At 37.4% G+C, this 17,516-nt stretch carries 20 protein-coding genes; 8 read left to right on the top strand and 12 right to left on the bottom strand.

Features of this window, described 5'->3' with window-relative positions:
* Positions 1 to 505 precede the first annotated feature (505 nt).
* Together MHB44_RS09010 and MHB44_RS09005 are read right to left on the bottom strand one after the other, a co-directional pair.
* Positions 506 to 943, bottom strand: a complete 438-nt coding sequence (locus tag MHB44_RS09010) for a general stress protein (protein ID WP_341302466.1) — start codon at positions 941 to 943, stop codon at positions 506 to 508.
* A gap of 159 nt (positions 944 to 1,102) precedes the next feature.
* Positions 1,103 to 1,543, bottom strand: a complete 441-nt coding sequence (locus tag MHB44_RS09005) for a DNA starvation/stationary phase protection protein (RefSeq protein WP_341302465.1) — start codon at positions 1,541 to 1,543, stop codon at positions 1,103 to 1,105.
* A 220-nt stretch (positions 1,544 to 1,763) separates the two neighbouring features.
* Here MHB44_RS09005 and pepF point away from each other — a divergent pair, with 220 nt between their 5' ends.
* A complete protein-coding gene (pepF, locus tag MHB44_RS09000; RefSeq protein ID WP_341302464.1) occupies positions 1,764 to 3,575 on the top strand; it encodes an oligoendopeptidase F in 1,812 nt (603 codons plus the stop codon).
* Between the two features lie 218 nt (positions 3,576 to 3,793).
* Positions 3,794 to 4,777 (top strand): SEC-C domain-containing protein, encoded by a 984-nt coding sequence (locus tag MHB44_RS08995; protein WP_341302463.1) that lies wholly within the window; start codon positions 3,794 to 3,796, stop codon positions 4,775 to 4,777.
* Between the two features lie 125 nt (positions 4,778 to 4,902).
* Here MHB44_RS08995 and MHB44_RS08990 read toward each other — a convergent pair whose 3' ends face one another.
* Entirely contained in the window at positions 4,903 to 5,865 is a 963-nt protein-coding gene (locus MHB44_RS08990) for a 2-dehydropantoate 2-reductase N-terminal domain-containing protein (protein WP_341302462.1), read from the bottom strand.
* A 149-nt stretch (positions 5,866 to 6,014) separates the two neighbouring features.
* Between MHB44_RS08990 and MHB44_RS08985 the strand changes: the two genes are divergently transcribed.
* On the top strand, positions 6,015 to 6,521 hold the full coding sequence (locus MHB44_RS08985; protein WP_341302461.1) for a TetR/AcrR family transcriptional regulator: 507 nt from the start codon (positions 6,015 to 6,017) through the stop codon (positions 6,519 to 6,521).
* A gap of 157 nt (positions 6,522 to 6,678) precedes the next feature.
* On the opposite strand, the gene MHB44_RS08980 is transcribed toward MHB44_RS08985, so the two are convergent.
* Positions 6,679 to 6,870: a zinc-finger domain-containing protein gene (locus tag MHB44_RS08980; protein ID WP_053996013.1), complete on the bottom strand. Its 192-nt coding sequence runs from the start codon at positions 6,868 to 6,870 to the stop codon at positions 6,679 to 6,681.
* Between the two features lie 160 nt (positions 6,871 to 7,030).
* On the opposite strand from MHB44_RS08980, the gene MHB44_RS08975 reads away from it, so the two are divergent.
* The 4 genes from MHB44_RS08975 (at position 7,031) to MHB44_RS08960 (ending at position 9,911) form a co-directional block, all read left to right on the top strand.
* Positions 7,031 to 7,423 (top strand): ribonuclease HI family protein, encoded by a 393-nt coding sequence (locus MHB44_RS08975; RefSeq protein WP_341302460.1) that lies wholly within the window; start codon positions 7,031 to 7,033, stop codon positions 7,421 to 7,423.
* Positions 7,424 to 7,627: 204 nt separating this feature from the next.
* Entirely contained in the window at positions 7,628 to 8,434 is an 807-nt protein-coding gene (locus MHB44_RS08970) for an amino acid ABC transporter substrate-binding protein (RefSeq protein WP_341302948.1), read from the top strand.
* Positions 8,435 to 8,496: 62 nt separating this feature from the next.
* Entirely contained in the window at positions 8,497 to 9,153 is a 657-nt protein-coding gene (locus tag MHB44_RS08965) for an amino acid ABC transporter permease (RefSeq protein ID WP_053996016.1), read from the top strand.
* Positions 9,154 to 9,164: 11 nt separating this feature from the next.
* A complete protein-coding gene (locus MHB44_RS08960; protein WP_341302459.1) occupies positions 9,165 to 9,911 on the top strand; it encodes an amino acid ABC transporter ATP-binding protein in 747 nt (248 codons plus the stop codon).
* Between the two features lie 182 nt (positions 9,912 to 10,093).
* On the opposite strand, the gene MHB44_RS08955 is transcribed toward MHB44_RS08960, so the two are convergent.
* The 4 genes from MHB44_RS08955 to MHB44_RS08940 form a co-directional block, all read right to left on the bottom strand.
* On the bottom strand, positions 10,094 to 12,154 hold the full coding sequence (locus MHB44_RS08955) for a HAMP domain-containing sensor histidine kinase (protein ID WP_341302458.1): 2,061 nt from the start codon (positions 12,152 to 12,154) through the stop codon (positions 10,094 to 10,096).
* Positions 12,132 to 12,827, bottom strand: coding sequence for a response regulator transcription factor (locus tag MHB44_RS08950; protein ID WP_341302457.1), 696 nt, complete (start codon positions 12,825 to 12,827; stop codon positions 12,132 to 12,134). The genes MHB44_RS08955 and MHB44_RS08950 overlap by 23 nt, the downstream gene beginning before the upstream one ends.
* Before the next feature lie 332 nt (positions 12,828 to 13,159).
* Complete coding sequence (locus MHB44_RS08945; protein ID WP_341302456.1) at positions 13,160 to 14,347, bottom strand: MFS transporter; 1,188 nt, start codon at positions 14,345 to 14,347, stop codon at positions 13,160 to 13,162.
* Between the two features lie 5 nt (positions 14,348 to 14,352).
* Entirely contained in the window at positions 14,353 to 14,751 is a 399-nt protein-coding gene (locus MHB44_RS08940; protein WP_341302455.1) for a MarR family transcriptional regulator, read from the bottom strand.
* A gap of 146 nt (positions 14,752 to 14,897) precedes the next feature.
* Here MHB44_RS08940 and MHB44_RS08935 point away from each other — a divergent pair, with 146 nt between their 5' ends.
* A complete protein-coding gene (locus tag MHB44_RS08935; protein ID WP_341302454.1) occupies positions 14,898 to 15,452 on the top strand; it encodes a DJ-1/PfpI family protein in 555 nt (184 codons plus the stop codon).
* A 20-nt stretch (positions 15,453 to 15,472) separates the two neighbouring features.
* Here the strand turns inward: MHB44_RS08935 and MHB44_RS08930 are convergent, their stop codons facing one another.
* From MHB44_RS08930 to coaW, 4 genes are all read right to left on the bottom strand, one after another.
* Positions 15,473 to 15,799: a DUF3889 domain-containing protein gene (locus MHB44_RS08930; RefSeq protein ID WP_341302453.1), complete on the bottom strand. Its 327-nt coding sequence runs from the start codon at positions 15,797 to 15,799 to the stop codon at positions 15,473 to 15,475.
* A gap of 70 nt (positions 15,800 to 15,869) precedes the next feature.
* Positions 15,870 to 16,004: a hypothetical protein gene (locus MHB44_RS08925; RefSeq protein WP_341302452.1), complete on the bottom strand. Its 135-nt coding sequence runs from the start codon at positions 16,002 to 16,004 to the stop codon at positions 15,870 to 15,872.
* Positions 16,005 to 16,018: 14 nt separating this feature from the next.
* The gene (locus MHB44_RS08920) at positions 16,019 to 16,243 is read right to left on the bottom strand and encodes a hypothetical protein (protein WP_083448589.1); all 225 of its coding nucleotides are present in this window, start codon (positions 16,241 to 16,243) and stop codon (positions 16,019 to 16,021) included.
* Positions 16,244 to 16,436: 193 nt separating this feature from the next.
* Entirely contained in the window at positions 16,437 to 17,273 is an 837-nt protein-coding gene (coaW, locus tag MHB44_RS08915) for a type II pantothenate kinase (RefSeq protein WP_341302451.1), read from the bottom strand.
* Between the last annotated feature and the right edge of the window lie 243 nt (positions 17,274 to 17,516).

The following is a 17,516-nucleotide window of genomic DNA, read 5'->3' as shown; positions in this document are numbered from 1 at the left end:
GCGTTAACACAGACCTGTACAATTGAATCTAAATCCATCCAACCACCAGTCCCACTTTCTATAAATTATGCGACAGAAGTTGTACTATAGGTCATACCATAAATTTCCAATTCAGCCCCTTTCACTACTGCTGTAACTGGAATAGAGAGCTTACATGGCTAGAAACCTTGCTTGGTTCATAAATTACGGCTATAGGCATAAATAAAAGATGGTGAACTTAAAGCAGTGCTATAAGCTGAGGCTACTTCTGTATTTAGGGCATAATTAACACTGAAAAAAAAGCAGCTATTTTTTCATAACACACTCTTTCTCCCATTTTAGTTTTAATTCAGCCTATTAAGTATGTTCATGCTGATATTATTTAGTATAATATAGATATGAAAAATTTATAAATTTTTTTAAAGTTAAAGCCAAAATATGTAAAATAGATGATTTCAATATTTCTCTCATATACACCATAAGAAAACCAGAGTGATTGTCCATCGTCACTCTGGTTTTTTGAGCTTTATAAAAATCGTCGATATTGCTCTGCCTCGATATTACGTTTTTGGTCCTCTAAACGCTTATCTAGTTCCTCAGTTGTCATGGCTGGTGTTTCTAATGGAGACAAGTCATCATCATGTTCCGCAAATAATACAATGCTTCCCTGCTCTACAAGGTGTGCATAGTAGGCTGTTTGACCCTCCGTAAAATTAAAGCGTTTTAAGCCCTCTTCTACAGCTGAATCACCTGTAAACCATGATTTGAACTGGTCTCGCCAATTACCAGCCTCATGTGTTTGCACATCCTCATCCCATCTGACATCCTCTAGCTGTTCGGGATCCTTTGCAATAATATGGATATCCTCTTTATGATACCCCTCCAAACGCATACTTTCTAAAATATGAAGCATTTCATCCTTTGTATGAGCCACTTCAATTTGTGGGTGTTGTTCATTCATCATGTTCAATTCCTCCTAATTCATATGGCTTATTAAGTTAATACCCTTACTTGTCCTAAACAAACGCTCTTTTCCATACTGTAATCAAATTGTAATCTTGTTGTGATGAAGGAAAAATAGACATCCAGAGCTGGTAAAGCTCCAAATGCCTATTGTAATATGCTAATTGTCAAGGAAGGCTTTTAGCATCCAAGTATGCTTTTCAAGGGATTGGAACATTGCATTCAGTAAATCCTCCGTGCGATCGTCCCCTTCCTCTGCTGCAAGCTCCATCGTCGAATTTAAGGCTTTCATTAGCTTTTCAAAGTCCGCAATCGTTGTTGCAACCATTTCTTCTGTTGACTCTTTTCCTGTCGCCTCTTCTACATATGACAGCTCAAGATGCTCTTTTAAGGTTGCTACTGGTTTACCATCTTTTGATAAAACACGCTCCGCAATATCATCTAAATTCAAGGTTGCTTCATTATACAATTCTTCAAATTTGGCATGTAGGGTAAAGAATGCATGACCTGTCACATACCAATGATAATTGTGAAGCTTTGTATACAGCACAGACCATGTGGCAACTAACTTATTTAATTGTTTGTTTAAATTTTGTGTCATACGTACATTTCCTCCAATATATTAAATGTTTTAGCCATTCATATGTATTACATAAGATACTGGCTATATGTCTATTGTTCCCGACCAGTTATATTTCAAACATCTATTTTGCAGTATTGGGTGTTTATGAAGAATAGTGCAACTATCTCATTTAATTATTTCACTTTCCGAAATAGTTCGTTATAATGAAATCACTTATATTACGAAGGGGTGTTTAGAAATGGATGTTTTACCATTACGCAAAGATGTCGCAGTAGAAGAAACATGGGATTTAACCCATTTATTAAAAAATGATGCTGATTTTGACCCAATGCTTGCGCAGCTTGTAGAGGATGCACTTCAGTTTGAGCAACAGTTTCAAGGAACAATTACAGATGCACAGCACGTAATTGCTGTACTAACAGCCTTTGAGGAGCTCTATAAAAACATTGTTCCTATTGGCACATATGCCAGCTTAAACCTTCAAGTAGACCGTACAAACGATAAAGCACAAATGCGTGCTGCTAAATATAGCTCAGCCATTGGGAAAATTAATAGTGCGCTCGCTTTTGTTCGCAGTGAGCTACTTGCCTTAGATGAAGCCATTTTACAGGAAGCCGCAACAGTAAACCCGCTATATCAGCACTATATTGCAGAGCTCTTAAAATACAAGCCTTATCAACTACACCCTGAGGTCGAAAAAGCACTTGCTGCCTTTAGTGCGACATTTAATGCGCCATATGAAACCTATAACACAACCAAATTAGTCGATATGAACTTTGGTGAATTTGAAGTCAATGGCGAAAAGCATCCACTTAGCTTCGTACTATTTGAAAATGACTGGGAATTTGAAGCTAACACAGATGTACGTCGTGCTGCATTTGATGCCTTTTCAAGCAAGCTGCGTGATTATCAGCATACAACAGCACAAGTTTATAACACACATATCCAGCAGGAGAAAACTATGGCGGATTTACGTGGCTTTGATTCTGTTATTGATTATTTATTATTGAATCAAGATGTAGACCGTTCACTTTATAATCGTCAAATAGATTTAATTACAACAGAGCTTGCACCACATATGCGTCGCTATGCCAAATTAATTCAAAAAACGAATGGTATTGACCAAATGACATTTGCCGACTTAAAAATAGCACTTGATCCTGACTATGATCCACATGTATCAATGGCAGAGGCAAAGGAATATGTAGAGAAGGCATTAGCCGTTATGGGAGAGGATTATAACCGTTTAATGGATAGAGCCTTTGCCGAGCGCTGGATTGATTATGCCCCAAACAAAGGGAAATCAACGGGTGCCTTTTGTTCAAGTCCATATGGCAGTCATCCTTATATTTTAATATCATGGAATGAGCGTATGAATGAGGTCTTTACGCTGATTCATGAGCTGGGTCATGCAGGGCATTTTGCGAATGCACATGCCCATCAATCTTATTTCAATAGTCGCCCTTCGCTTTACTTTATTGAAGCGCCATCTACGATGAATGAAATGCTGCTGGCCAATTATTTATTAGCGCATCATGATGATATACGCTTTAAACGTTGGGTTATTTCTAATATTGTATCAAAAACGTATTATCATAACTTTGTTACGCATTTACTAGAGGCTGCCTATCAACGAAAAGTATATGAACTGATTGATGCTGGAGAGGCTGTCAATGCTAATAGTTTAAATCAATTAAAACGTTCTGTACTTGAGGCTTTCTGGGGTGATGCAGTCGATATTTCTGAGGGTGCTGAGCTTACATGGATGCGTCAGCCGCACTATTATATGGGGCTGTATCCATACACATATAGCGCTGGCTTAACAATTTCTACACAGGTGTCTCAGCGGATTTTACAAGAAGGTGATACAGCTGTGCAAGAATGGTTAGCCGTTTTACAGGCTGGTGGCACAAAATCACCTGTAGAATTAGCGCAAATGGCAGGTGTGGATATTACAACAGAGCAGCCATTAAAAGATACCATTGCTTATATTGGTCATTTAATTGATGAGCTTGAACGATTAACACTTGAAATTGAAGCTGACCAATAATTGAAAACGGTGCTGTGCTTGATTGCGCAGCTCGTTTTCTTTTTTAGTTCTAAGTAGAAAACTAAGTACATATACTAGAATTAGGGCGTCCCACTATGTTTTTAGATATTTCAAAATAGACAATCATTTTTCTTCATACAAAAGTACCGTTATTATTAAGAGTGCGCAAATTATTTAGCAATAGTTGATTAACAATTTTCAAAGGAAGTGTTCTAATTATGGTAAAACGTAATGATCCATGCCCATGCGGTAGCGGCAAAAAATATAAAAAATGTTGTGAAGGCAAACAACAAGTAACAGTAGAAGCTGTACAGGTTGAAGAATTAGAGCGTGTGCTACAAACATTTTATTTAGAATATCCTGAGCGTAAAGATGTTCGTGCTTATATCGAGCATGTGGGCACATGGCAGCCTAAATTAGAGAGTGTTCTACAGCGTGAGCTAATTGAAGCCATTGCACTAGACGACTTTTTCTTCCATCAAGAGCCCTCTATTTGGAAGGGCTATTTAAAGAAAACAAAGAAAAAGGCAGTAAGACCTTCTACTGTCAAAGTGCTAGAAAATTGGTCTCAGCCAACGCTCTTTATTGGTATGGTGTCTGCTGTTGAGGAAAAATATTTTAAAGCTACACATTTGTTGACAAATGAGGAGCTATATATTCGTCGTGAAAATGATAAACCGATTCCTGAAGGTATGCATGTCTTTGCCTTTATTTTACCTGATGGAACAGCCACATCGACACACTACTTAGCTGTGTCTACACTGATTTTCTTCCCAGAGGATCACACGAAAGTATTTGAGGAATTTAAGAAAAACTTTGAGGCATCTAACAAGAAGGTAAATATATTCTTAAAAGATGAGCATCTAACGTTCTGGGAGCTACTTGTTGCGAATGGTTATAAAGGAGAGGAATTCACGAACTTTGAAAGCAATGTGCTATCACAGGTAAAGGATTTCTTAGAGCAAAATCAGCGTGAAACAGCACCAATGCTGGAGCTTTTAGAGGATTATCTAATCGAGGGACAGCCTTCTGCTCGTAAAGAGGCTGCTATTGCTGCTGGTGCCATTCGCTATGGTCAGGAAAAAGAGCTCTTTGAATCTCTCTCAATGACAGTAAAAGAAATTGCTGCGACATTCGAAATTTCTGCGGCTTCCCTGACAAAGTATTACCAAGATTTAAGTAGCTACGCTGCTACAAAATAATGACCATCTCAAAAAGCTACCTTTGTGCAATCACAAAGGTAGCTTTTATATAGTTATTTGGAAAATGCCCTGTTTACATGTTTTCTCTCAGCCTTGCTATTTTCAAGTACATATGTCCAATGCTATTATCGCCCTTCAACACTAGCATTTGCCATATATGTTGGTGGCAATACACGATTGTTGAATATGCTCCTTAATTCTGAAAAATGCTTAAGCTCCATGCTTGACTGTTGTCTTTTCATCTCAAAGCTATCAAAAAGTTCTTTTGTTTCCTCCACAGTTGACTGCATCATGCCTAATAAAGGCATTCGATAGAGCAGAGACATGCCTATTGTGAACAGTGTTGGAGAGCGAACCAAGTTCTTTTGTAAAACTGGTTTAATCTGATAGCCGCTCCTCTCAAGCATTTTATATAAATCTATTTGAGCCTTGGCAACAAGCTTCCATCCATGTTTATCTTTCACTAAGTCATTTACATTTGAAGCATGAATTTCTTGTAAAGCTGTCATCGTGACAATATTTACTGCATGTGTTAAGAGCCACTCCTCCATAGCTGACTCAACTTTTATGCTATAAAGCCTTGGGTTAATGCTATTCTTTAATATATTGATTTCTTTTTGATGATTGGATAAAGAGCCAATGAGCATACGCCCTTTTAAAAATCGTAGCACATTGATGTCACCATTCATTCGTTTACCTCCGGTAAGCTGAAATGCAAAGAGGATTTTTTTTGAAGAATCGTATTGGAGAATATCATGTTCCCATTTGTGCGTATCGATGTTGTTCCCTACTAATACAATATTTTTACTGATGTTCACCTTTACATCTTCTATAATCTCTGTTAAATCAGAGAACTTTGCGGTCACAAAAATAAAATCATAATAGGCTTCTCGTGATAATGCTGAAATGACTGTTATTCGATCCTCCGTCTGCTTTCTCTGTAAATAATGATTTAACCGTATGCCTTGTTCATACAGCTCGTCATATCGGCTATTTCGGGCAAGCACATCCACTTGGTTGCCTGATCGATATAGGATATGAGCAAGATAGCTTCCTTGCACACCCGCTCCATATATAAGTATTTTCATAAGCTCCCCCCTTTTTATAGACAGATGTTAATTTATGAACATCTGTATGTTACAATAGCATTGCTTTATGGGAGGGACAATGATTGATTTCCAATAAATGACCATTAATAAACAAATCTAAAATATTGTATAGAAAGCAGGAAGATCGCATGGATAGAAGAAAGAGAAAAACACAAAATGCCATCATGTCCACTTTCATGGAACTGATGGCAAAAAAAGATGTGGAAAAGATTTCAATTAGTGAAATAGCTGAAATGGCAGATGTGAGTAGAGGAACTTTTTATCTCCATTACATAGATAAATATGATTTACTTGAAAAGTGTATCGAAAGCTCTTTCGATGATTTAGAACATGTATGCGAAACCGCCAATTCCTTTGATGAAAACATGTTTGAAGTAACCTTTGATTACTTTGATAAACAGAAAGATACACTGAAAATTATCTGGAAAGCTGATAAAGAACAAATTTTCAAGAGAAAACTATCTGCAAGAATATCGACAAACATACAAACCGTTATGCCGAACATGGATGAGGTAGGGATTACTTTCATTACTGCAGGAGTTATTGGTGTCATTGATTATTGGTTTAACAATGACAATATAGCCAAAGAAATACTATCTCAAAGGTTAAGCAATGTTGTCAAAGCAACTGTTTAACAAAGTAGGAAAAAGTTACTAAATGGGAGCTATAAATGGTGGAATCATTAAAAATAGAAATAGTATCAGTTTACTGTACTTTTTTATCTATAATGTAGGGATAGGACTGTGAGCCGTGCAAAATATTCCTTTTATTTGAATACAGCGCTTAAATGGCTTATTTATGATAAACCTTTAAAAGCTCTTCTCCTAAAAACTGTAGCTTTTCACCAATTGAACAGGATTCGATACAGAAGCGATGAGCTCCTGGCTTTCCACGCTCTTTACGCAACTGCTGAATCACTAAACAATCTGCACAATACGTGTCATGCAGTTCGTCGATATCCTTCATAACCGTCACTTTATCCATAGTGAACTCTCGCTCCTTTCATAACATATGTTCAAAATTCACTTCTTTTTATTATGAAGTGTTCATTTTGAACAAGCAACTATTTTGTTTATTTTTTTCAACAATGCCCATCACCTTGTTGTACAATAACAGAGAAATTAAATTGCAAAGTAGGGATAACATGTTAGAAGTGTATATCGATGCTGCAAGTGCAGGGAATCCTGGCCCAAGCGGTATTGGACTTTATATTAAAGGTGAAGGCCACCATCTACAAATGAGTGAATATATCGGGCAGACGAACAATCATATTGCTGAATTTACGGCTTTACTCCGTGGACTTGAAGAGGCACAAAAGCTAGGCTCCTCATTTGTATCCGTACGCTCTGATTCTAAAATCGTTGTTGCCTCCATGGAAAAAGAATATGTGAAAAACGAGGAATTTAAACCTTATCTCGAAAAAGCTTTAATGCTTGCCGCAAGCTTTGATTTATTTTTTATTAAATGGATACCAGAAGCACAAAATAAGGCGGCAGATGCCTTAGCACGCCAAGCTATTCACAACCAACATAAATAAGGAAGGAACTGGGACTGTCTTTTATAAACAGTCCTTTTTCATGGTTCCCTGTCATATTATTTTCGAAAAACACTGATGAATACATTTAATTTTCTGACTACTCTCAGGTTATATTGACAATCCTGTAGCGCGATGATAACCTTTTAACAAATTAGTAATTTAGCGAACGAAAGCAACGCATCGGATTTGAGGGGGAAATAAATGATGAAACGTATAGTAACTTTATGCATGATGCTGATGGCAGTGATTGTGTTAGCAGCATGTGGCACATCGAAAGAAGGTTCAACAGAGAAAGATCAAGATCAATCATCCTCTGCTGACAAGGAAAAAATCATTGTTGGGATTGATGATAAATTTGCACCAATGGGCTTCCGTGATGAGAAAAATGACATTGTTGGCTTTGATATTGATTTAGCACGAGCAGCAGGAGAGCATATGGGCGTAGAAGTAGAGTTCCAGCCAATCGATTGGAAAACAAAAGAGGCAGAGCTGCTTAGTGGACGTATTGATTTAATTTGGAATGGCTATACAATTACAGATGTGCGTAAAGAAAAGGTCTTATTTACAAAGCCTTATCTTGAAAATGCGCAAGTGGTGGCAACAAAGGCAGACTCAGAGATTGCCCAGCTAAGTGATTTAGCAGGTAAAGAGATCGGTCTTCAATCCCTATCCTCTGCAGCAGATGCATTAAATAGTAACCCTATTCATAAAGAAGTAAAAAACATTACAGAATTTGCGGATAATGTGCTAGCTTTATCCGATTTAAAAACAGGCCGTGTGGATGCTGTTATTATTGACGCTGTGGTAGCAGAATATTATATGACACAACAGCCTGATACATTTAAGCTATTAGAAGAATCCCTTGCACCTGAGCAATATGGAATTGGTGTAAAGCCAGGCAATGAAGCATTACTAGAAAAACTACAAGCCGCATTAGATAAAATGAATGAGGATGGTACGGCTGCTGACATTTCTACAAAATGGTTTGGTGAAGATAAAGTATTAAAATAATGATAGGATTTTAGTAAGAGTTTCCTTTGTGAAGCTCTTACTCTTTTTGGAGGGACATTGTTATGGCGGATTACTGGCAAACTATGATATTGCCGATGCTAGAAGGCGCGAAAATGACTGTCTTACTGTTTATTATCGCAATTCTAGTATCCATTCCATTCGGCTTTTTACTCACACTCGCAGTAAAAAGTCGTATTAAACCACTTTCTTGGCTCGCACATACATATATTTACATCATGCGTGGTACACCGCTATTACTACAATTATTATTAATTTGCTTCGGTTTACCGATGCTGCCAGTAATCGGCGAGTATTTAGTGCTTGATCGCTTTGTGGCCGCTTGCCTTGGCTTTATTTTAAATTATGCTGCCTATTTTGCCGAAATTTTTCGTGGTGGACTTCTTGCGATTGATAAAGGACAGTATGAGGCAGCCCAAGTTCTTGGCTTATCAAAATGGCACACAACAACACGCGTTATTTTGCCACAAATGTTTCGTGTAGCATTGCCCGCATTATCAAATGAATCGGTGACATTAATTAAGGATACGGCTCTCCTCTATGCGGTCGCTGTGCCAGAGCTACTGCATTTTGCGCAAACAGCCGTCAATCGCGACTTTACGATTACGCCATTCTTTATTGCTGGAGCTATTTATTTACTGATGACACTTGTGTTAACAGTGTTCTTTAAATGGCTGGAAAAACGCTTTAAATTTGAATAGAGGTGATACATATGGCATTGATAGAAGTAACAAACTTAAAGAAAGCCTTTGATCAGACAGAGGTTCTTAAACAAATTACATTTACAGTGGAGAAAAATGATGTCATTGCTGTTATCGGTCCCTCTGGATCAGGCAAAAGCACAATGCTGCGAAGCTTAATTCATTTGGAAGAAATCAATGGTGGTAGTATTTTAGTGGATGGCGATTATCTTGTGCAGGATGGGGTCTATGCAAAACCACAGGACATTAAAGCCCTAACGGCAAAAATGGGCATGGTCTTTCAACACTTTAACCTGTTCCCTCATTTAACAGTTCAGCAAAACCTTGAAATGGCACCTCGCTTATTAAAAACGGAATCAGCTGAAGCCATTTCGAGTCGCTGTCATGATTTATTAAAGAAAACGGGACTTGCTGACAAAGCGGCGGCTTATCCAGCCAATCTATCAGGCGGTCAAAAGCAGCGTGTAGCTATTGCCCGTGCGTTAATGATGAATCCCCAAATTTTATTATTTGATGAGCCAACCTCCGCCCTTGACCCTGAGCTGACAGGAGAGGTCTTAAAGGTTATGAAAAGCTTAGCGGAAGATCATATGACAATGATTGTTGTTACGCATGAAATGGGCTTTGCGCAGGAAGTTGCCAACAAAGTAGTCTTTATGGATGGTGGCGAAATTATTGAAACCAACCATCCCGATCAATTCTTTACAAACCCACAAAATGACCGAACAAAGGCATTTTTACAAAAAAATCTTAACTAAGGTTGAAGGAGAGCAGACTGATGTCGCTCTCTTTTTTACACCAAATTATAGATCTGTACGTACATCAATATTAATTCTCAAGCATAAGCATGTTTTCTTAACCTAGTGCTTCCACTTTTATTAGCTACACCTATACACAGAAAAAGAATAGGACATGCAAGTTATCCTATTCCCTTATTACATTATTCATTTAGAAATTTCGATAGATAAATCATGACCTTAAATAAATCACCATCTACTTGAACTAAGAACTTGCCGTGCTGGATGTGAATAAGGCTTTCAGCAATCGATAACCCTAATCCACTACCTTGACTTGATCTTGATTCATCTCCGCGTTTAAAGCGTTCCATTAACTCATCAACTGAAATATTTAATTCATAAGCTGAAATATTTTTAAATGTCACAAGTATTTCATTCCCTAAATCTTCAACACCAATATATACCCTTGATGTAGGCAGTGCGTATTTAAAAATATTCGAGAATAAGTTTTCGATGGAACGCCATAGGAGTTTACCATCAGCCTTCACATACACTTTTTCTGTTGGATGGGCTAACTTAAAATCTAATGACGAGGCTTCAATTTTTTCATCCATTTCTCCAATTCCTTGCGTTAGTAATGAGACGATATCAATCCGTTCTAACTGAACAGGTATACTACCACTTGATGCTTTAGCCGCTTCAAATAAATCATCCGTTAAAAGCTTGAGTCTTTTCGATTTTTGATCTAACACATCTACATATTCTTCAATCATTTTAGGATCGTTTTCTAATTTTAATAAATCAACATACGTAATAATTGACGTTAAAGGTGTTCTAATATCATGCGAAACATTCGTAATAAGTTCTGTTTTTAAACGCTCACTCTTGATTTCACTATCCACTGCCTTTTTTAACCCATCTGTAATACGGTTAATATTTTCTGCAAGTTGATTAAACTCCCCTTTTCCGTCAACTTCAATTCGATGATGAAGATCTCCATTTTTAATTTGCTCTACGCCCTCTTTAATGCGGTTAAACGACTTCACCTTTCTCATTGCCAACCAGGCAGCTATCCCCATCGTAATAGGAAACATGAAAAACGTTGCCGCTACTATTAATGGATAGCCAATAACTAGCAGCACAATTTTCACGCCTGTACTACCACTGTCAAAAACATGTTTCACCAAAATAAATAGCTTTTTGAAAAGTTGATAGAGGAGTGTATGCTGAAATAACGTTCTATTTTTAATATGCTTTACGAGTGATAAAATCAATAATAAGCCAATGATAAAAATAGGCACGGTGAAGAACATGTACATATCACGGAAGACTTCAACAATCATGGCGATCCACATCGCTGTTAAGCAACCGATTAGCACAATATTGAGATCATTATAAAGTTTATCTATGACATGGAAATGAATTTCTTTATCTTTAAATGACGTTCTTCCAATAACTATGATTAAATACACAAAAGATAAAATAAACCCTGCTAGAAATACCATAAATTCATTCAGAAAGCTTTGGGCAGTCGCTTTATCTTTTTCCCATTCCGACATTTTTTGTTGTAGGTAAGAATCTTTAAACGCTACATACATAACATCTGTCTGTGGGTTCAATATGTCAACTTCATGTGTAAAGTAATCCAAGTATTGACTTTCTTTCACTTCATTCGGATGAAGCTTTTGTTGATAATTTTCAAATAACATATAGGCATCAAAGGATTCAAATTGCTCTTTCTTATTGAGATCACTATTGGAGAACTCATGTTCACCGTCACTCGCATAAAACACAATTCCTTCATAGGCTTCGAGCGTACTACGTAATTGATAAAAATTTCTTACCTGTTCTGTCATACTTTCTTCTTTTGTTCTAGCAATGTCTTTTGCATATTTTTCCTGATAGATGTGCTTATTTTCCTCTTCATTCAAATTAGGATTATATCTGTAAGAATTGCGAAAATCATAATATAATTCCTCTTCGATTCTTCTATTATCCTCTTCTGTTAGTGTCTTCCCACTTAAAATATATTCTTCACTTTTGTATTTTCCGATTAATTGCGCTAAAGGAGCAATAATGCTGTAACTTTCATCTGCGAATGCTCGGCTTTCAAAATAGTTATCTTGATTTATACTACTAAGATGAATCTCATTAAATTCCAGGTTAATCATTACTCTCGCTATACCAGTTAAACAAGCGACAGCAATTAGAAACACAACTACTTTCGTAATAAGTGCATGACTAATACTTCTCAACTTTCTCAACCTTATACCCAACTCCCCATACAACTTTTAAATACTTCGGCTCTTTTGGATTAATTTCAATTTTTTCTCGAATCTTTCGAATATGAACCGAAACCGTATTTTCAGGATTAATAGCCCTGACATTCCATACCTTTTCATAAATTTCTTCAATCGTGAATACTCTTCCAGCATTGGCTGTGAGAAGCTTTAAGATTTTATATTGCACTGGTGTCAAATGAACCTCTTGTTTATCAACAGTAATGATTTTCTGTTCATCATCAATCACAAGACCACCCGTTTGAAATACAGCACTACTCCTCTCAAGACTTCCAAAGGTCGTATACCTTCTGAGCTGCGATTTCACTCTAGCCACAAGTTCTAATGGATTAAACGGCTTGGCCATATAATCATCTGCTCCGATATTTAATCCCAGTATTTTATCATAATCCTCTGATTTAGCAGAAAGCATAATTAACGGAATCATATTATCTTGCCGAATCTTCATCGTCGCCGTAATCCCATCCATTTTGGGCATCATAATATCCATAATAATAAGATGAATAACGTGATCCCGAATAAGATCGATTGCCTCTATACCATTGTAAGCTTTGAATACTTGATAGCCCTCATTTTCTAAATAAATGCTAATCGCCCTAACAATTTCTTTATCATCATCACAAATCAAAATGTTCAACTACATTCACTCCTCCACCGCTTTAGGTTCATGTCATCACCCCTATAGGATTCGTATAAGGATATAATACTAATTAAATCTTAACAAACTCAGACATCAATTCTTAAGATTTTCTTAGTGTTTTCCTATGTACATTAATTATGCCGAATAGACGATGATTCTGTTTTTCTGATTCAATATAAATCCTGGGAAAACATCGCAGTTAACCAACCTGTAAGACCCTGTTAAGTTAATGGATAGATTCAAATGTTTATGTCAAATATGAGCTATGAGCTTAGAAAATAGTTAAATCACATATAAAAAAACAGCTGGGGCAGTCCCCAACTGTTTTACTATATATTTACTACTTTTTTCGGTTTCATCTTTGCAAGGCGTAATAGATAAATCATAAAGACAACCACCAGTAAGCCTGCACTTGATAAGTAGACAGAAGCATAGCCTGCCTGTACGGCCACCATACCTAAAATGTAGGAACCTAGTGCAATCCCAAGGTCAAACATCGTAAAATAAGTAGCAGTTGCGTAGCCACTCCGTTGAATAGCTGTTGATTGAATGGCTAATGCTTGGAAGCTTGTTGTCACAGCTCCATAGCCGAAGCCTACAAAAACCGCTGCACCTAAAAAAAGCACTGCCCCTTCCACAAATGCTAGCATCACAAGTCCGATAGCAAAGGCAATCAAACCGGGCAAAATCACATAGTGCGCTCCCCTTGTATCATAAAGCCTGCCTGTATACGGTCGTGTAATTAACATCGCTGCTGCAAACACCGCGTAAAAAAGGCTGGCAATAGCCATTAAGCCCTTTTGCTGTGCATAAATTGATAAAAATGATAGGACGCTTGCATAAGCAAACGACACAAGGCTCGCAATGGCGGCAATTGGCAATGCTTTACGCTCAAATAAATCATTAAATTTAAAGGTTAATGTCCCTTTTGAGGCGGGTTTTGGTAAATCATCTGTATTCACTGTTAATGCACAAAAGCCTCCTGCCAATATACAAATACTCATTACAATAAACAATACATGAAAGCTACTATATTGAATTAATAATAAGCCGATAAATGGTCCGATGACAACGGCAAGATTCGTGGACATGGTGAAATAGCCTAAACCTGCCCCTTTGCGCTTAGCAGGAATAATCTCTGCTGCTAATGACCCTGCTGCTGTTGTAATAATACTAAAGAAAATCCCTTGAATAAATCGCAGCCCAAGTAAAAGTCCAAATGGATGAATCACTACATACAATACTGTACAAATAAAATAGCCTACTAACGATAACAGTAACAGTTTTTTCTTACCAAAAACATCTAATAATTTCCCTGAAAATGGCCGTACAATAATAGCGGATAATAAAAAGCTGGATAATAATAGGCCTGCTTCCCTATCCGTTTGATGAAGTTCCCCAATGGCATAAAGTGGCAAAGTGGTTACAAGCCCATAAAAAACAAAAAATACTGATATATTCGTTAAAAATAGACTTATAAAACGCTTTGTCCATATTTGTGTCTGCTCTTGCTGCATAGCTATCAACCTTTCATTTTTTCCAATAACATCATAAATTGCTGTTGTTCCTCCGTAGTGAGTGAGCCAACCATTTCTTCCTCAAATGCTAGAATGGTTTCCATAATCGTTGGTAAACGCACCTCAGCCTGTGCAGATAAGGTGACAATTTTTTCGCGCTTATCCTCGCCATCTAAGCGTTCAATCCAGCCTAATGTTTCAAGTCGTGTAATGGCTCTTGTAACACTTGGCGCTTCCACATTTAAATATTTCCAAATTTGGGTTAAGGTCATAGGCCCATTTTTATGTAAACAATATAAAATCGCCCACTGGGAGCTATATAAATGATGCGGCTTTAATACTTCATTTAAGCAATTTGTTAAATAGCGACTTTTTTGAAATAGCGCATGGAATATTGGATTCATCTCGTAGCCTCCTCTATTTGTTTACCTAGCTAAATAAATACTATACGCCTCCTTTTTTTCTTTGTAAAGGTTTCTTTATTGGGAAGGAAATTTTTTAGTGGTGTCGAATTTAGCAGGTAGACTCACACTATAAGGGAGATGAAAGCATGGGGAAAAAGGTATTAATCATAGCAGGAGATGCAGTAGAGGCTTTAGAAATTTATTATCCGTATTATCGCTGTTTAGAGGCAGGCTACGACGTAACAATTGCAGCTCCATCAGCAAAGAAATTACAAACGGTTTTACATGATTTTGTAGATGGCGTCGATACATATATCGAGCGTCCTGCTTACGGGTTAGAGGCACATGTCGCATTTGCAGAGGTTGAGCCAGCACAATTTGATGGACTGATTATCCCCGGTGGTCGTGCGCCAGAATATATTCGTTTAAATGAGCATGTACCAGCGATCGTTAGCCATTTCTTTGAGGCCAATAAGCCAATTGCTGCTGTGTGCCATGCAGCGCAAATTTTCGCCACAATTCCTGAAGTATTAAAAGGACGTGAGCTAACAGCCTATATCGCCTGCAAGCCAGAGGTGCAAGTGGCAGGAGGCACTTATATTGATGCCAATCTCCATACAGATGGCAACTTGGTTAGTGGACATGCATGGCCTGATTTACCAGATTTAATGCGTGAATTTATTCATAAATTAGAGGAATAATCCAGAAGGATGCCGTAATTTCAGGCATCCTTCTTAGTTTCTTGTAATTCAATATGAACAATCTCCTGTGACGCAGTAATATAGCTGATACGAACATATACGCCAAATTCCTTATCAGATTGCTTCAGCCAAAGCTTAAATTTTTCAATGGTTGATTCTCCATGTACTTCTTTTCCCTCATGCAAATAATCCACAATCTTTGCGTGAGGATATTTTGCCTGCACCTCTTTTACCGCTACTTGTCCCCACCTAGCGTAGGTCGGTATTTCTTGCTCGGCATGGGCTATATGTACAGGGACCATATAACCGACGAAGAGAAGGGCTAACATCAAATAAAGTTTTTTCATTTGAATTTCCTCCCTGCTGTATAAAAAACAGCTCCAAAAGTATACTAACCCTACTTATGGAGCTGTATTTTTATGATTGTTTTGGCTGCTGAGGATTATTATGAATCACTTGGTTAAACTCTGCTGAGTATTCCTCACGATCATTTTTGTTGTGGTGCTTTTCTTGCTTCTTCTTTTTAAAGCTTGTCTTACTCTTTTTTGCCATCGCGAAGCCCCTCCTTATTTTGTTTTATTGGACTGCTGGTTTTTATCATGATTGGTTTTATTGTTTTTATTTTTTGCCTTTGCATCAAATTCAGCGCCAAACTCCTCGTTTAAGTTGTCATTTGGATTATTATTATTGCTGTTACTGCGATCGAGGTCTTTGCTTTTGTAGGTACCAAAAGGATTATGCGTTCTAACATTCATCGTCTTATTGTTGTTGCGATTATTTCGTTTGCCCACGTCCATTCACCTCCTACCTGTAATGTGTTCAGGTAGAGGCGTTTATATGTAGGTAATTTTTTCAGCACCAATACAATCAGTTGGGGTCTTATAGCCTGTACCTAATACTACGCTTTCGAACAAAAAATTATTAATACAGAATAAAAAATGTACACGACTCATTCACTTTAGCCATGTACATTCATGTCTGTCCCTAGACAGGCGTATATTCTGTAATATTGAGTAATGCGCCAACAGCTCCTGAAAAGCCATGGTCATTAATAAAGACAGGTGTATGCTTTTTTGTGCGAGTATAATTCGCAATAACGCGCGTGAGGTGCTCATTATTGCTTAAGGTTGAGCCAATATAAACGATATGCTGTGTATTTTTTTCCTCTGCATATTGAATACTGAGTGTTGTAATAACCTCACCTACAAGCCCTTGCACAGTTGCGATAATATCCTCAGCTTGATGCTTTGTTGATTTGGTAATACCTACCTTACCAAAATTACTAGCTGTTAAATGGCCATCAATCGGTGTATCCATGCCTTGATAAATATCCTTGACTAATAAATCAACACCTTCTCGATTGCCACCTGCGGCCATTTCTCGTATATCATTATAGTCTATAATACCTGTTGTAAGCGCTGACAAACCAATTAACGTCCCACCACCAACGCCTGTCCCACCAACACGAATATGGGCATTACCTTCCATATAATGAATGGAAGTACCTGTACCAATATTAGTAATAATACTACGTTCAAAAAAGTATCCTTCTTTATTTAGCAAAAATCGGACACCCTTTAAGGTTGCTTCAAATTCAACGATATAATGAATCGATTTCATTGTTTTAATGACATCAAGTAATTGTTCAGTACGCCCCCCCGTCACACCAATATCCTCAATATCTGGATGCTCTATAATCCATTTTTTCACAGTTTGCAAATCATTCGACGGAAAGGTTACTAAAACAAGTTCATTACTTTTGTCTAAATAAGCTACCTTTGTCAATGTGCCACCTGCATCAATCCCTATAGCCTTTGGCATATAATTCTCCTTTGATTTTATTGCATATATCATCGTGCTTATTAGATGATGATTATGTAAGCTGACTAAAGCTTATGCCCTCTTTGGTGCCAAGGATTTACCAGGAGCGCTTTTAAGCAAATCCGAAAAATCCTGACTTCCCTATTTGTGATAGAAAGGCTTAACGCTCTGTACAACCCTTCAAATTGTATGATAATATTTTTGCCCTTTCTAAACTTTAACGCTGTTGAAATAATTGTGCAA

The sequence above is a fragment of the Lysinibacillus sp. FSL H8-0500 genome (genome assembly GCF_038051955.1).
Taxonomy (GTDB): Bacteria; Bacillota; Bacilli; order Bacillales_A; family Planococcaceae; genus Lysinibacillus; species Lysinibacillus macroides.
This window is presented reverse-complemented; position numbering and strand designations above follow the sequence as displayed.

What these genes read in the sequence shown, in the direction of transcription:
- MHB44_RS08940 (WP_341302455.1), bottom strand. Translation starts at nt 14,751, where the DNA reads ATGAATCCAATATTCCATGCGCTATTTCAAAAAAGTCGCTATTTAACA.
- MHB44_RS08985 (WP_341302461.1), top strand. Translation starts at nt 6,015, where the DNA reads ATGGATAGAAGAAAGAGAAAAACACAAAATGCCATCATGTCCACTTTC.
- MHB44_RS08935 (WP_341302454.1), top strand. Translation starts at nt 14,898, where the DNA reads ATGGGGAAAAAGGTATTAATCATAGCAGGAGATGCAGTAGAGGCTTTA.
- MHB44_RS08945 (WP_341302456.1), bottom strand. Translation starts at nt 14,347, where the DNA reads ATGCAGCAAGAGCAGACACAAATATGGACAAAGCGTTTTATAAGTCTA.
- MHB44_RS08975 (WP_341302460.1), top strand. Translation starts at nt 7,031, where the DNA reads ATGTTAGAAGTGTATATCGATGCTGCAAGTGCAGGGAATCCTGGCCCA.
- MHB44_RS09010 (WP_341302466.1), bottom strand. Translation starts at nt 943, where the DNA reads ATGATGAATGAACAACACCCACAAATTGAAGTGGCTCATACAAAGGAT.
- MHB44_RS08995 (WP_341302463.1), top strand. Translation starts at nt 3,794, where the DNA reads ATGGTAAAACGTAATGATCCATGCCCATGCGGTAGCGGCAAAAAATAT.
- MHB44_RS08980 (WP_053996013.1), bottom strand. Translation starts at nt 6,870, where the DNA reads ATGGATAAAGTGACGGTTATGAAGGATATCGACGAACTGCATGACACG.
- MHB44_RS08960 (WP_341302459.1), top strand. Translation starts at nt 9,165, where the DNA reads ATGGCATTGATAGAAGTAACAAACTTAAAGAAAGCCTTTGATCAGACA.
- MHB44_RS08930 (WP_341302453.1), bottom strand. Translation starts at nt 15,799, where the DNA reads ATGAAAAAACTTTATTTGATGTTAGCCCTTCTCTTCGTCGGTTATATG.
- MHB44_RS08965 (WP_053996016.1), top strand. Translation starts at nt 8,497, where the DNA reads ATGGCGGATTACTGGCAAACTATGATATTGCCGATGCTAGAAGGCGCG.
- MHB44_RS08925 (WP_341302452.1), bottom strand. Translation starts at nt 16,004, where the DNA reads ATGGCAAAAAAGAGTAAGACAAGCTTTAAAAAGAAGAAGCAAGAAAAG.
- MHB44_RS09005 (WP_341302465.1), bottom strand. Translation starts at nt 1,543, where the DNA reads ATGACACAAAATTTAAACAAACAATTAAATAAGTTAGTTGCCACATGG.
- MHB44_RS08990 (WP_341302462.1), bottom strand. Translation starts at nt 5,865, where the DNA reads ATGAAAATACTTATATATGGAGCGGGTGTGCAAGGAAGCTATCTTGCT.
- MHB44_RS08970 (WP_341302948.1), top strand. Translation starts at nt 7,628, where the DNA reads ATGAAACGTATAGTAACTTTATGCATGATGCTGATGGCAGTGATTGTG.
- coaW (WP_341302451.1), bottom strand. Translation starts at nt 17,273, where the DNA reads ATGCCAAAGGCTATAGGGATTGATGCAGGTGGCACATTGACAAAGGTA.
- pepF (WP_341302464.1), top strand. Translation starts at nt 1,764, where the DNA reads ATGGATGTTTTACCATTACGCAAAGATGTCGCAGTAGAAGAAACATGG.